Origin of the sequence: Clostridium neonatale (genome assembly GCF_001458595.1) — a bacterium.
GTDB classification, from domain to species: Bacteria; Bacillota; Clostridia; order Clostridiales; family Clostridiaceae; genus Clostridium; species Clostridium neonatale.
In genome coordinates, this window is sequence record NZ_LN890328.1 from 1,535,389 (window position 1) to 1,549,422 (window position 14,034).

Below are 14,034 nucleotides of genomic sequence, written 5' to 3' on the forward strand. Positions count from 1 at the left end.
CTCATACATTGGAAATTTGCAAACTTCTTCTTTTTTAACTACTACTTGTGCTGCTTCACCAATAGCTTCTAACAAACTGTAACTTACCACCTGAGATTTAGATGCTTTTGTAAGTTTTTTGATTATAGTTGTTTCTTTAAGACTGATACCATTAATAAGCCTAATTAATTCTTAATCCACCTTTCCGTCAATTATATTTACTGCTGGATTATTAATAGAAATAAATGTCGCTCTATACTCTGCAGTAACTTGATTTATTATTTCTCGAAAGTCTTCTACTGTGTTAAAATCAGTAATGCTATTGGCTACAATTATATCACCACTTGATAAGTTCAAAGAAATATCATCTACTATACTATTAGGGTGACAAATTATAACCTCATTCTTGAAAGCATTTGTTTCTATAACACCATTGTATAAAACAAAAATTCTCATCACTAATCACTTCCTTTTTTATTATTTGTAAATAATAAAAAATGGTTACCTACATCAAAACAAAACTTATAATACAAAATCTTTATCGGTAACACCTATTATTAATAAAAGTTTCATTTTTAATTAACTACTCATATATTTTTTATGAGTTTACAAATACATGCTTTCTAGCTTTAATACCCCCTATATTAGATTAAATTTAAATTGCATGTACTATACAATTCTTTCTTATAAATTTGATACAGCAATATCACATAGTAAATTTCAAATTCAAATCTCTTATTTATAAATCAAAAATTTTAAAATCTGCTCATTCTATAGCTCTCGCTAAAAATTCTTAGCTAATAACAAAGCAGACTTGATATCTATAAAAAATATCAAGTCTGTCATCTGTACCAAAATTACATCAAAACTCTAAAATAAAATGTATGTTGAATAAATATTAAAACTTCATTTATTAGCTCTGAATTTTATTTTGTGCTGAATATAAAAGAAAACGACACAGCCTTTAAAACTGACTGTGCCGTTTTCTTAATATTTAATTAAAATCACTTTCACTCATACTGTTAACTGTATTTCTAATTACTTCTTGGAATTCTTTTTCCTTCTCTTCGTTCTGCTTTTTAAACTCTCCATCAGTTAGTCCAACAGTGTCCTTATATTGAGGAAGTAAATAATAACTTACATGTTGAGTCATATTCTCTGGTATAGGTTCGGTACCTGCCATATATAAATAGCTTCTTTTAGCTTTAATTTTACCTTCTTTCATTAACTTGATAGCTTCTGATACAGAAATCTCTCCATTAACATTATCAATAAAAGTATTACCCATAACATTATATGCTAAATCTTTAACACTTCCTTGCTTAGAGCCATCTGCACCATAGTAACTACCTGCATAATTTGAATAAGTTATCATTCCACCATACATGTCAAAATAATACTCTTTTCCACCATCTGTAAATGTTGTATCTGTTAGTCTGAAATGAGTTTGTCGGTCAAAATAGTACCAATCGCCTGATATATTAGTCCAACCTGTTGAAAATTGCCCATCTTTAACATAGGCTACTTTGTATGGATCTCCGTTAACTATATTCCAACCATCTGTCAAATTACTAGTATTTAACGATGCGATATCTCCATTTTTTACATCTGGAATAGTACCATCCTTTCTTATTGTATTTGTGTCAAACGACCTAGCATAAACAGGTGAAGTAAGTACCCCAGCTAATAGAAATACACCTACACCTCTTACTAATAACTTTTTTATACTTTTCATTAACAGTCCTCCCATTTTACCATTTAATATCATCTTTAGTGAAAGACTGTGGATTCTTAAAGTATGCTATCATAACAACTTTATTATCCATTGTTAAATAGAAAGTTAATTGATACTTCTGACCATCTTCTATATATGTTAAATCTATTGCTTGCATTGCCTGTAACTTAGACCATGCTGGGCAATTATAACATAAATCATAACTATTAATTTGTTTACTTACTTCATCACTATGAATTGCTCTTATAATTCCTTGTGTTGCATATGTTTTTCTAATGTCTGATATCGTATCGCCTAATTTTATCCCCTTACTTGTCTTAAAATCTTCATCTTTACCATCTTCCCAATAAATCTGATAAGCATATGAATATCCTTTCTCTTTTGTATAGTCTATAAAGTTTTTGGTTCTATTCTCAGAAGCATTATTAAAATCTGACCTTGATAATGTAACGTCATTACTGCTGGCAGTTGAATTTTTCACACCATCATTGCTTGTACTACTACTGCTAATCCATTGTCCATCACCATTTAAGTAATATCCATCTATGGTTGTATTACGTGCCATATAACCACTTGAATAAAAATAGTACCACTTTCCATCAATTTCTCTCCAGCCTTTAGCATAAGACTTACCTTCTGTATACCACCAGCCAGTATTATCCTTTTTCCACTCTGCGTGTGCATTTATTGGCACTCCAATTATAATTGCTGTAGCCAATAAACTTGTTAATAATCTCTTTTTCATTGCTATCTCTCCTTTGTAATATAAATAAAAAGAGCTCAGCCAAATAACATAACATTATCAAACCGTAGCTCTATTACTGCGATTTTCTCAAGAATACCCCTAATAGCAAAGTAACCAAACTCTGCCACTAGGAATACTTTTGAGAAAACAAGAACAAGGTGCAGAAGTATGCGTCCACACTAATACACCTTGTCATAAATTTATATTACAAAGTCACAAACTTAAGGCTACTGTATAAACACTTCCACTATTGAAATTATATATTAATTTCGTTATAATGAATGTGTGTATCGCAGACTTTGTCTGTATCGTGTGATGCTAACCCATCATGCCTTGTCTCCAACTATTGGCGTAGTTGGAGATGGTACACCCTTTTTATTATTCTTGTTTATCTCAATAACAATTTTAGCATACACAAAAGGTAATATCAACTTTAAAATACATAATACTCCAGCAATTCTTTATATCCTCTATATTTTCTATAATAATCACTAACTTCAATATCTTTATTAATAATATGTGTATCTCTATACCTTCGTACTATTTTCATAATGATATCCACTATATCATTATCCTTACCTTCATTATTACTCTCTATATGTAGAATAATGCTTGTACTTCAACTCTTTCTTTTTATTTCTTCTCTTTAAATAATTTTATAACTCATGTATACAATTATTATACTTTATCTAATCTGTTACTATAAATTAATCATGCTATAGCCTATTTTTATAGCTTTATTAACTATATAATCATCTTATTCAATACTAATTTCTATATATTCTAAAGTGCTTCTGTAATGTAAAATCAAAGTAATTTGTACTTTATTACAATATCTTGTTTTAATTAATTTCTAACTTATTTATTTATCTAACATAAAATCGTATATTGCAGAAATCATCCTTTTTCTTATTCAGATATCGCTTTTTTTATAAATATTTCAAATAAAATACTGCCTCTGACTACGTTTTTTATATTGTAGTTCCGCTAATTTAATAAATATCTTCCTCTTTAATACTGGTGAACATGATTATTTTCATGTCGTCAGTATTTTTTACTTTTCAAGATGTTTCTCAAAAACAGTGAGTTAGATTTATACCTTTTGTTCTTAGGAGATATAAATCTAAATATTAAAAAAGAGTTACTAATATTTATGTCAGTTACCCCATTCTTATATGTGACATTTCTAAATCTCCTTAAGAACCAATTTTAGTACTTAAGGAGGAAACAAAAGGTGTATAAGAAAGATATAAAAATAGAAGTCAACAAAATTTTGTGGGAGAGAATGATAAACAAGGTTAAAATGGACTTTAAAAGGTCATATGTTCAAACTGATTGTCTGTTAATAGTCATGCTTCTTTCACTATATAAGAAAAATTCAACTGAAAGGTCACAAGATAATCTATATCTTGCAATAAAGAAGCCAGACGAATTATCGGATAAAAACTATATTGATAAAACAATTGCTGTGTATGATGAGTTGCTTAATCTTATGATTGATAGTAACGATAAGCTTACTTATAGTCAAGTAATAGAACTTGCTATTGCTGATTATCTAGTACTTCCATTATCATTATATACTGACAATATTTCACCACTCTATAAAATTATCGGTTCAAAAAATAATACTATGCAGAAAGCTACTGCTACAGCTGTAGAAAATATGAAACTTAAAGCTTCCGAAATGACATTAATTGATGGATGCTGTGCAACTGGTTCATTATTTTTCGGATTAGACACCTATAATTGGAAAGGTGTAACCCTTAATGATATGAACCCTTTAAGAACCAACTTTCTAAATGTATTAAAAAAAGAACCATTAAAGCTCATAAAATTAATACTTGATACTGACCTTACATTCATTAATCAACCAGATACCAAAAATCCTATACTTTCAAAGTATAAAGCTAATCTTAAGGCTTATAAAGAAAAGCGTAAAAACTACAAAAAAGTTGACTGCAATGTACAAATTGCATTTGAAATGCTTATAGTTCAATGTATTGATAAGCAATATGTAGAGCAAAAAAATGATATTATTAATCGTACTTTAAGGTTTCTTCCAGCTTCTATAAAACTTCAAAATGCTACAATAACACAAAAAGACTGTCTTAGATATCTAGAAAATGATACTGTTAAAAAACTAATATTACTCGATGTTCCTTATATGGGGTCTGAAAAAGAATGTGGTATTAAAGATTATAACTATAAAAAATTTCATAAAAAAGTGGCTGATTTGTTATATAAAGCTGAATACCCCTTCATATATTATTGTAGGAGTTCTGCTCCTAAATCTGATAGAAGCAAGTCTCAAGAAGATAAAGCAAATATTATGAAAATGAAGCTTGGTCAATACTTCTTAAATAAAGGCTATTATTTTCAAAAAGTACATCTTGAAAAAGATACTGAACTTATGATTTCTAATGTACATTACTCAGAATCGCAATTTTTATGGAATAATTTTTCTGAGAGCTTATTGTAAAATAAGCCAACAGTCACTTATATGTGGCTGTTAGCTCTATATTATTTATAATATTCGTATCTGTTTAAATTTTTTAATTCATAAACTAATCATTTCCAACTTACACGGTATTTTTCTTGTAAAACTGAGTCCATATTATTATCAACTAAAAAAAAATATATTTCATCCAAAAATTTGTCTTTGTCATTCTTGTTAATAACAAAATGTTTATCAAAGGTGGACTCACCTTCAATAGAAACATCTTCTATTGATGCCAAACTCAAATCTTCTCCAAATTCCCATACTAACATAGGTATTGTTAAATTGAAGCCTTTATAATTCATATATACTTCGTCTTTGTCATTCTTTTCATAAACTTTAATTTTCAAATCGATATCTCTGTTTATATATAACATGAACTTTTGTTTATCTATACTATTCCATAACATACACATTCCTCCTCTAATATGTGTCAAAATATTCATCATATAATCCAGTACACGCATCCATTCCTGGATTTCCTTTTGTTGCTGATTTAATAATCTGTTCTGGTGTTTTACCACTTTTTATTAAGTTTTCATATGAATTCTTTTCTGCCCTAACCAATGCAGCATTATATCCATCAATATTTTTGATATTACCATTAGAATCAATATATGCTTGTATTCGTGATTGATTTCTATATTCATTTACCGCTCTAGCAACATCTTCTGTACTCGCTCCTTCTGAAAACATATTTGAAACCATTTGCTGTGCCGCACCTTCATTTCTATTATGATAAGCTATTCTATCTTGTCTATACCCTTCCACTGCAATTGGGTCATCCCATTCTCCTTTAACAAATGAAGCTAAGCTACCATCTTCGCTAGGTCGATACCCATACACTGCATTAGGGTCTTCTATAGCATCTTTTAGAACCTTAGGATTATCTGATGGATTATGTTTGTACTTGAATCCAAAATTAGTTTTATTGCCACCCTTTTTAATATTTCCAGCCCCACTACCAGCAACAGCCTTTGACATTCCACTTTTAGCTACTATACCACAAGTTATTCCACCTTCAAAGAGCATCCCTACGGTAAAATCTGCAGCTAGTTGTGCATACTGTTCATTAACTTTTGGATCAAACCCATATTGTTCTGTAGAAATCAAGTATACTTTTTTATTATACTCTACAAAATCATTGGGTGTCTTAAAATAATCATTTAATGCATTCTTCTTATATCGCCATGGTGCATCATGTACTATCTTTCCTTGAATTTCTTGCGCAGTAAAATCAAGATTTTTATTATAAGCTCGTTCAAACATTGATTTCTTATATAAGTTATAATTATAGTCAACATCAATTGCTCTCTTATATCCTCCTGGATTATCTGGCAGAAACTTAAACTGTCTAGCCCCTCCAGTTCCAATATATCCCTCAGCCTTCGCTGTGCCAACATACCATTTTCCATCTAATCCTTTTACTTTTACCTTCTGACCTTCAATATAATTGCCAGCTCTATTATATACTGGTAAATTGGCAACATTAATTGCTCCATTTGTCTGCTTTTTCCCTGTTGGTATTACTGCATTATTATACACTGTTGTTCCTGTGGCTGCTATAAGACTTTTTTGCAAATTTCCCATATTCTTATTTATCGGCTTTGTTTGATTTTGTATTACCGTTTTCTTACTTGATTTAGTTCCATTTATTGCTAATGTAAGCCTATTTTCCGCTTTCTTTACTATAGGTGAGCTTTTTATAGCATTTTTTACTTTTCCGATTACTCCTAATGCAGCTTTTTCACTGGAACATTTCTATTTACTTTCATCAAACCATATTCATCCAATACATCAATAGTGTCTTCATCCTCTATCACAATTATTGGTCCAACATATTCAAGGTTGTAAGTTTGCCAATCATCTCCTACTATATCCTTTTATATGTCTTCAAAATAGGAAATCAGTTCTTATTTCATTACTTCCGAAACATTGTGTAGTTGCCTAATTTCCTCAAATGTATATATTTTTATCATTCTTTTCTCCTCCTACAATAAGCTTACAGTCCCCATTTTTTCTTCTCTGCTACTGTTGATGTAAAATGTTGCAGTAGTATCTACACTGCTATGACCTGCTAGTTTACTTACTGTTGAAATTGGTACTCCTCTATTAATTAACCTTGTACATAAAGTATGTCTAAAGGTATGAGGTTTTAATTTATTTATCATTCCTATCTCATTAGTTAATCTTTCAAGCATTGTGTTTATTGCATCCCTTTTTAATACTCCTCTTTGACCTATTACTAGATATTCTGAATCTTTTACACTGTAATCTCTATCTTTGATGTATTCCTTTATTCCATCAGCTAAATCGAATTTTAATGGTACTTCTCTAAACTTTCCTCCCTTACCATAGATTTTTATTGAGTAGTTTAGAAAATCAATGTCCTTAATCTTAATGCTACATAGTTCACTTACTCTAACTCCTGTGTAAAGTAGTAACATTACAATTACCTTATTTCTTTTACTTACTTTTGACTCATTTTGAATGTAAAACAATATCTTCTCAACCTCCTTATCACTGTAAACTTCCACTTATTTCTCCTACCCGTAGGCTATCTTTACTCTGTCTTTAGAATTTTCTACAACTATTTCTTTCATCTCACCAATTCCTACTAGGTATCTATTTAGTGCATGAATGCTATCTATCTTTTTATTGATAGTTGCTATCTCGTAGTTACTTTCTACTAGAAAATTCTTATAGCTTACTACGTAGAATCGTTGTAGATCACCATTAAAATCAACTCCTTTACTTCCTAGAAATTCTATGAAAGCCTTAATGTCTCCATATAGCTTTCAATGGACTCTTACCATCTTCAATTAGACTTAACTTGAAACTCTCTACTATCTCATTCATTGTTATTACTCCCTTCAACCTTCTTTAACAGTTTTCTTATCCATTTATCTGTGTATCCTAATTTCTTAGCTAATTCTTTGCTATCGCTTACGGATTTGCCTTGAAGTTCTTTTATTGAATAAGCTTTAGAATGTAATCTCATAGAAAATTTACTTGTTGACCTTTAAAATATTCATGTATTTTTATAGTTACTTCTAACCCCAGTAATTCAATTAGTTCTTCATATACTCCATTGAAATCTGATTTATCTATACTCAATCCCTCCCTCTTGAAATAGAAAAAGAGTTAATGCTTCCTTAATTAGAAACATTAACTCTCTTATCAGATTTATAATATATATTTATCATCTATTTTAAATTCAGTTGATTTAGCCTTTATTTACAGTTTTTCAATCTGAATGCTACTGTTTTTTACATTCTCCTAAATATCTATTTTCTAATGCCTTATCGTTGCTTTTTAATATAGTCTAGTGATTGATGAATTGTATTTTCAGCTATTTATCTCATTGAATGATTTTATTATTTATTAATTGGTTATTTAGTTAGATTTTCTACCTTGATTATTACTCTATTTCTTCATTGATTAGATTTTCTTTAACTGATACATTTATTATCTCTTACCTATTAATTACTTAATTATTCTTTATTCTGATTAGTTCTTATTTATCATTTCTTCAATTTCTTTTATCCTTATTATTATTTTAAATTGAAATAGATTTTTATTTATCTATTTCAATTCTTTTAAGTCCTTATCCCTCCTCCTCCCGTTACAATTTCCTAGTCCCGAGTTCCAAGTCTCTAGTTATTCTACTCAGCTATCCTATTTATATGTTTTATTCTATCAATTCTTTTTATTTTTTAGTGATTTTCTATCTTTTATCCTAGATATATTATTGTTCTTAATTCTATTAACTTTTAAGTGGAATTATTGAACCTAGGATTTCCTAGCTTATCAGCTTATGTTAGTTTTTAACCCTAGTTATCTTAGCTTTTAAAATTATTTCATTTCAAGAAAAAAGGTTAATGCTCCAATTGCTGAAATATTAACCTTTTTAACTTTTTTCACTACATTATTAATATTATGCTATGAGAATTATTCAGGATTCTATTATCTTTATATACACTTTTTAAATATTTATTTTTATTCAGTATAAACTCTTCTAATTATGAATCTAATTTTATGCTGTTAATTAAATATCTATATAGCTAATTTAATTCTATTCAAAATAAATTGGTTCCCTACATTCACCTACTACACAATCAAGCATTTCTTCAATATTTTCACCATCTTTACATAGAAGACCATCAGTATATCTATAAAATGTTCCACTTTCTGTCATAAGCATAAGTAAATTTCCCCTATTCGCTATTCCTATTGGATAGACAACATCATCGATATCATATTCATCAAATATACCTCTAAAATATTCACTATCCAAATTATTTCCAATAGCTTTAATCGGATTAAATTCAATCACCTCATCAATGTCAATAGCTTGCATTTTTCTCTTAAATTTTATTTCTAACATACCATACTGTTTCAAAAAAGCTCGTATCTTTTGAGGCATGTCAATACTTTTCTCTTTAAATATTTTTTCTATTGAATCAATATTAACATTTCTTTCATTTGTCCAACCAGCTTGCATCAATCTATCCAATGTGATATTTTCCATAAATCTCACTCCTTAATATTATTTATTTGGCATACCAAAACCTTTAAAAGTTATTTTACAATTTGCACACGGTTCTGCATAAGCTCCATTATTAAAATATTTTGTATTCAAGAAAATATTATCTATATTTGCTCCATTTCTCAATGCATTATTTGTAGCATATACTTCTGCACAATTATCTACACTCCATAATTCGTAACTATTTCTTTCAGCATATGGATTACTTAAATCATTTGCTGCTAATGATTTTGTATTATCTATTAAGCTTTGTAATTCTGGTTTTAATGTATTTCTAGATGGATTAAACTTATTTGCTCCATTATATCCAAAAGAAATATCTCCTGTATTCATATCTACTGCCGCACTTATCTTTGCAGGTTTATATGCTCCTCCTCCTGGTTTTGTTATGCCAGAATTCTTTATAAAGTTTATTTGATTATCTAATGCTTCATTACTAATTCTTTCAGCTACTCCAGTCCAATGTTTATCATATCTAGCCACTTCATCTGGAGACATTAAATCTCTAAAACTTGTATATTTAGGGTTACTTACCCCCTTAATTGCTTCACTACCACCCTTTTTAATATTTCCAGCCCCACTACCAGCAACAGCCTTTGACATTCCACTTTTAGCTACTATACCACAAGTTATTCCACCTTCAAAGAGCATCCCTACGGTAAAATCTGCAGCTAGTTGTGCATACTGTTCATTAACTTTTGGATCAAACCCATATTGTTCTGTAGAAATCAAGTATACTTTTTTATTATAATCTACAAAATCATTGGGTGTCTTAAAATAATCATTTAATGCATTCTTCTTATATCGCCATGGTGCATCATGTACTATCTTTCCTTGAATTTCTTGCGCAGTAAAATCAAGATTTTTATTATAAGCTCGTTCAAACATTGATTTCTTATATAAGTTATAATTATAGTCAACATCAATTGCTCTCTTATATCCTCCTGGATTATCTGGCAGAAACTTAAACTGTCTAGCCCCTCCAGTTCCAATATATCCCTCAGCCTTCGCTGTGCCAACATACCATTTTCCATCTAATCCTTTTACTTTTACCTTCTGACCTTCAATATAATTGCCAGCTCTATTATATACTGGTAAATTGGCAACATTAATTGCTCCATTTGTCTGCTTTTTCCCTGTTGGTATTACTGCATTATTATACACTGTTGTTCCTGTGGCTGCTATAAGACTTTTTTGCAAATTTCCTATATTCTTATTTGTTGGTTTTGTTTGATTTTTTATATTCTTATTTATCGGCTTTGTTTGATTTTGTATTACCGTTTTCTTACTTGATTTAGCTCCATTAACTGCCGAGATTAGATTCTTTTGGGCTGTTTTTCCTATTTGCTTTGCTTTATTTTCTATTTTATTTACATTTGTTTTAACTGTTTGTACACATTTTTTTACATTTGCTTTTGCTCCATTTATTGCTGATGTAAGCTTCTTTTCTGCTTTCTTTACTATTGCTTTTCCTTTATTTACAGTACTTTTTATAGCGCTTTTTGCTTTTCCAATTGCTCCGGATGCAGCCTTTTTTAATGAATTCATATTCATTAATCTTCACCACCCATTCCTACTACATTGTGGTTAAAGACATATGATTCTCTAGCTCGTCCATTTTCATAGACTACTCCTTCTGCTTCTGTATAACAGTCTCCTTCAAGTAAAATAGAGCTTGAACTTTTTTTCTTAACGAGCAGCTTACTTTCAGCTTTTATTCTTACTTTCTTTCCTTTTATTTTTATTCTTCCATCACTATTTACTTTTATATCATCAGAATTTCTTATTTCAACTCCATCATCATCATTGAATATTACATACATATTCTTTCTATGAAATTTTATATCTTCCGGCAGTATATCCATATGATTTCCCTGCTCAGTTACAAAATATCTATTATTTACATTTGAAAATTTGGAATATGTATCTCCATTTTTTCTTACACATCCACTTACTACAGGTATTTCATATTCATTTGAAAAATACAACATTGCATGTTCATTTACAATAGGCATTGCATACATTATGGATCCTGTTGGTGGTGCAAATCTAAACCAATACTCTCCGTCTTTTCCATCAATGTCTAACTTTATTCTTACTTCTTCGCCTCTTCTTTCCTGTATTTTTCCTTCTAGTGATACCCCATTTAATTTTTCATTATGCATTTTATTCTGCCATACACTATTTTTTCTACATAATTTATAGGTAAAAATCATTTCTCCCTGAATATATTCTCCAACATATTCTTTAACATAAAATTCCCTATTATTAAATGTTATTTCATCTCCAACAAAAAATATACTTCTTGACGTAATTGTATAATAAACATAATCTATGCTGTTTACCTTAAATTCTTCTGATAAGACTTCATTATATATTTTTATATCATTTGATATCTTATATGTTGTTTTATCTGAAAGATTATGTTTTCTTCTAGAAGTTTTCCCAAAATAAAACATATTACCAATATTGATTATATCACAATTAATCTGCTCTCCAAACATGCTTGCCATTCTTTTTAAAAACTCATAATCTGTTTCTTTATATTGAAATATTGGTTTATCTATTTTCTTTTTTCCATCACTACATTGAACAAAATCAGCTTTTCCATAATCTTTTAATACTTCTTTTATAAGATCATCATAACTCATATTTTTATTTTGAAATGAATGTGATTTTTTCTTTATATCAAGAATTATATCCCCACTTAAAGCCTCTATTTCAAGATAATATACACCATTACTATTTATTGTGTTTACTTTTGATATATATCCTTCAAATAATTTTTCTTCTTTATCACTTTGTTTTTCATATAACCTTACTTTATCATTGGTGGAAGCTCCAATAGAATACTTAAATTCCATACTATCATCCAATAAACATTTTACATATAAAAATCCATGTTCATTCCCTCTGCAAATTATCTTTGCTTTTTCTATTTTCAGTATTTCATATGGACAGTCTATTCTAAGTTTTTTCCACTCTTCCATTCTCTTTATCACCTCTCCTTATTTTTATTGACCACTCGTTATAAATCTTATAATTCCCCCACAATTTGTAAACATTATTGAATTTGTTGTCAGTGCCGGATTTCCGCTTATTAATTTATCTTCCTGAACATCTGTCCATTGACCTGGTGACACAACACATGGTTTTTCTGTAAGAATACATATACCAAATGTACTTATATTAGCTGTTGTATTATCTGTCTTATTTAAAATGGGGACGTTGTCAACATAACTTCCATGGCTTATTGGTATCTTTATATTGCTTGGACAACTTCCACAACTACAGCACATTACTGCTCCTCGAACTATATATTCTACTCCCATACTCTTTAACTCCTATTCATTTTTTATTCAACATTTAATCTTTCTAAATAAATTCCATCATAATTTCTTCTTAATATGCTTTCTGCTGCATCAAGCCTTACAACAATTAAAGTTTTATCACTTTCTTTAATTTTGAAGATTTTTTTGTTTTTTATCTTTTTCTCATCTAAAACGATTTTTTTTACAATTGTCTTATTTAAATTAAATTCGCTTTTTTCATGTAAAACTTCAAATTCTCTAAATATAGGCAAATAATAAATATTTTGATTTTTTCTTTCTTTATCAATTAAGCAGACTCTTTTAAAAATTATATTTGTATCATACTTTTCAATTATTTTCTTTAATTTTTCTGATATTAAAAATATTTGTGTATTTAGAATATCTAAATATTCTGTGTCCTCGTCTGCATTGACAAAAATAATATTGTTATCTTCAATTTTATCTTCATTTAACAAATTAATATTTTTATATGGTATAGTTTTATAAACTTCCTTTAAACTTGGAGTATTTGAGTATCTTTTATCCTGCTTTAGTAAAAAATAATCCATTATACTGTTTCCACCTCATTTTGTTCTTTTGAACCATCATATAAAATAACAACGTCATCCATATATTCACCCGCAAAAAATATTATTTCTTCATCCTTATCAATATTTTTATATTCATCACATTCCATAAATTGATTTATTAATTGTGCTAATATCTGCATTGCAATCCCATTATATTTATTACTTTCCTCCAGTTTTATTTTTTCAATATCCATTTCTCTTATTGCTCGTCCATATTCTTTTCTCTTATCCATAAGTTTATTTATATATTTAAAAAAATATTCATATATCCATACAAAATCCATGTCTGAGCTACATTCTTCACTATCTAAAAACCATCTGCCATCAAAAAAATCAATTCTCCAATCCCCCTTACTTTCTAGTATGTTAGTTCTAAGAAATGAAAAATAAATATATTTCATCTTTCCCTTCAAATTTTCTTTTTGTAGTTTTTCAGCTTTTTGGCAGTTTTCTTTAAAACTTGATAAAAGTTCATTTTCTATAATTTCTTGATTATTTTTAAATTTTTCAGATATTGTAGAGAGTTCATTATTGAATCTATTTTTAACATATTTATCTTTAAACTCCTGAAGGAACTTTTCTTTATCTTCTTGAATTATCATTACTTCAACTCCTATCAGCATAGGTT

14 protein-coding genes are annotated in these 14,034 nt (G+C 28.9%); 1 reads left to right on the forward strand and 13 read right to left on the reverse strand.

All coding sequences use genetic code 11. The features are described 5' to 3' along the window. Nucleotides 1-171 precede the first annotated feature (171 nt). The 3 genes from BN2920_RS13875 to BN2920_RS13885 form a co-directional block, all read right to left on the reverse strand. Entirely contained in the window at nucleotides 172-438 is a 267-nt protein-coding gene (locus BN2920_RS13875; RefSeq protein ID WP_141443129.1) for a hypothetical protein, read from the reverse strand. Between the two features lie 535 nt (nucleotides 439-973). After that, nucleotides 974-1,714, reverse strand: coding sequence for a hypothetical protein (locus BN2920_RS13880; RefSeq protein ID WP_058295587.1), 741 nt, complete (start codon nucleotides 1,712-1,714; stop codon nucleotides 974-976). A 16-nt stretch (nucleotides 1,715-1,730) separates the two neighbouring features. Next, a complete protein-coding gene (locus tag BN2920_RS13885) occupies nucleotides 1,731-2,459 on the reverse strand; it encodes a hypothetical protein (RefSeq protein ID WP_058295588.1) in 729 nt (242 codons plus the stop codon). A gap of 1,234 nt (nucleotides 2,460-3,693) precedes the next feature. Between BN2920_RS13885 and BN2920_RS21810 the strand changes: the two genes are divergently transcribed. Further along, entirely contained in the window at nucleotides 3,694-4,938 is a 1,245-nt protein-coding gene (locus BN2920_RS21810; RefSeq protein ID WP_172437811.1) for a hypothetical protein, read from the forward strand. 89 nt (nucleotides 4,939-5,027) lie between these two features. On the opposite strand, the gene BN2920_RS13895 is transcribed toward BN2920_RS21810, so the two are convergent. The 10 genes from BN2920_RS13895 to BN2920_RS13935 all read right to left on the reverse strand — a co-directional run bounded on the left by BN2920_RS13895 (nucleotide 5,028) and on the right by BN2920_RS13935 (nucleotide 14,008). Continuing rightward, nucleotides 5,028-5,366, reverse strand: coding sequence for a hypothetical protein (locus BN2920_RS13895; RefSeq protein ID WP_058295589.1), 339 nt, complete (start codon nucleotides 5,364-5,366; stop codon nucleotides 5,028-5,030). Between the two features lie 13 nt (nucleotides 5,367-5,379). Beyond that, the gene (locus BN2920_RS13900; protein ID WP_058295590.1) at nucleotides 5,380-6,546 is read right to left on the reverse strand and encodes a hypothetical protein; all 1,167 of its coding nucleotides are present in this window, start codon (nucleotides 6,544-6,546) and stop codon (nucleotides 5,380-5,382) included. Between the two features lie 401 nt (nucleotides 6,547-6,947). Next, nucleotides 6,948-7,493: a tyrosine-type recombinase/integrase gene (locus tag BN2920_RS22155; protein ID WP_242868379.1), complete on the reverse strand. Its 546-nt coding sequence runs from the start codon at nucleotides 7,491-7,493 to the stop codon at nucleotides 6,948-6,950. Nucleotides 7,494-7,807: 314 nt separating this feature from the next. After that, nucleotides 7,808-7,957, reverse strand: a complete 150-nt coding sequence (locus BN2920_RS21450; protein ID WP_157065781.1) for a hypothetical protein — start codon at nucleotides 7,955-7,957, stop codon at nucleotides 7,808-7,810. A gap of 1,074 nt (nucleotides 7,958-9,031) precedes the next feature. After that, entirely contained in the window at nucleotides 9,032-9,487 is a 456-nt protein-coding gene (locus BN2920_RS13910) for an SUKH-3 domain-containing protein (RefSeq protein ID WP_058295591.1), read from the reverse strand. Between the two features lie 18 nt (nucleotides 9,488-9,505). After that, nucleotides 9,506-11,059 (reverse strand): hypothetical protein, encoded by a 1,554-nt coding sequence (locus BN2920_RS22160; RefSeq protein WP_242868381.1) that lies wholly within the window; start codon nucleotides 11,057-11,059, stop codon nucleotides 9,506-9,508. Then, nucleotides 11,059-12,495, reverse strand: a complete 1,437-nt coding sequence (locus tag BN2920_RS13920) for a type VI secretion system Vgr family protein (RefSeq protein WP_058295592.1) — start codon at nucleotides 12,493-12,495, stop codon at nucleotides 11,059-11,061. The genes BN2920_RS22160 and BN2920_RS13920 overlap by 1 nt, the downstream gene beginning before the upstream one ends. 24 nt (nucleotides 12,496-12,519) lie before the next feature. After that, nucleotides 12,520-12,837, reverse strand: a complete 318-nt coding sequence (locus BN2920_RS13925) for a DUF4280 domain-containing protein (RefSeq protein WP_058295593.1) — start codon at nucleotides 12,835-12,837, stop codon at nucleotides 12,520-12,522. A gap of 23 nt (nucleotides 12,838-12,860) precedes the next feature. Continuing rightward, nucleotides 12,861-13,385, reverse strand: coding sequence for an imm11 family protein (locus tag BN2920_RS13930; protein ID WP_058295594.1), 525 nt, complete (start codon nucleotides 13,383-13,385; stop codon nucleotides 12,861-12,863). Beyond that, on the reverse strand, nucleotides 13,385-14,008 hold the full coding sequence (locus BN2920_RS13935; protein ID WP_058295595.1) for a hypothetical protein: 624 nt from the start codon (nucleotides 14,006-14,008) through the stop codon (nucleotides 13,385-13,387). The genes BN2920_RS13930 and BN2920_RS13935 overlap by 1 nt, the downstream gene beginning before the upstream one ends. Nucleotides 14,009-14,034: the final 26 nt, after the last annotated feature.

Coding starts and splice junctions, on each gene's coding strand:
- BN2920_RS13880 (WP_058295587.1), bottom strand. CDS start 1,714: ATGAAAAGTATAAAAAAGTTATTAGTAAGAGGTGTAGGTGTATTTCTA.
- BN2920_RS13885 (WP_058295588.1), bottom strand. CDS start 2,459: ATGAAAAAGAGATTATTAACAAGTTTATTGGCTACAGCAATTATAATT.
- BN2920_RS13895 (WP_058295589.1), bottom strand. CDS start 5,366: ATGTTATGGAATAGTATAGATAAACAAAAGTTCATGTTATATATAAAC.
- BN2920_RS13900 (WP_058295590.1), bottom strand. CDS start 6,546: ATGGGAAATTTGCAAAAAAGTCTTATAGCAGCCACAGGAACAACAGTG.
- BN2920_RS21450 (WP_157065781.1), bottom strand. CDS start 7,957: ATGAGATTACATTCTAAAGCTTATTCAATAAAAGAACTTCAAGGCAAA.
- BN2920_RS13910 (WP_058295591.1), bottom strand. CDS start 9,487: ATGGAAAATATCACATTGGATAGATTGATGCAAGCTGGTTGGACAAAT.
- BN2920_RS22160 (WP_242868381.1), bottom strand. CDS start 11,059: ATGAATATGAATTCATTAAAAAAGGCTGCATCCGGAGCAATTGGAAAA.
- BN2920_RS13920 (WP_058295592.1), bottom strand. CDS start 12,495: ATGGAAGAGTGGAAAAAACTTAGAATAGACTGTCCATATGAAATACTG.
- BN2920_RS13925 (WP_058295593.1), bottom strand. CDS start 12,837: ATGGGAGTAGAATATATAGTTCGAGGAGCAGTAATGTGCTGTAGTTGT.
- BN2920_RS13930 (WP_058295594.1), bottom strand. CDS start 13,385: ATGGATTATTTTTTACTAAAGCAGGATAAAAGATACTCAAATACTCCA.
- BN2920_RS13935 (WP_058295595.1), bottom strand. CDS start 14,008: ATGATAATTCAAGAAGATAAAGAAAAGTTCCTTCAGGAGTTTAAAGAT.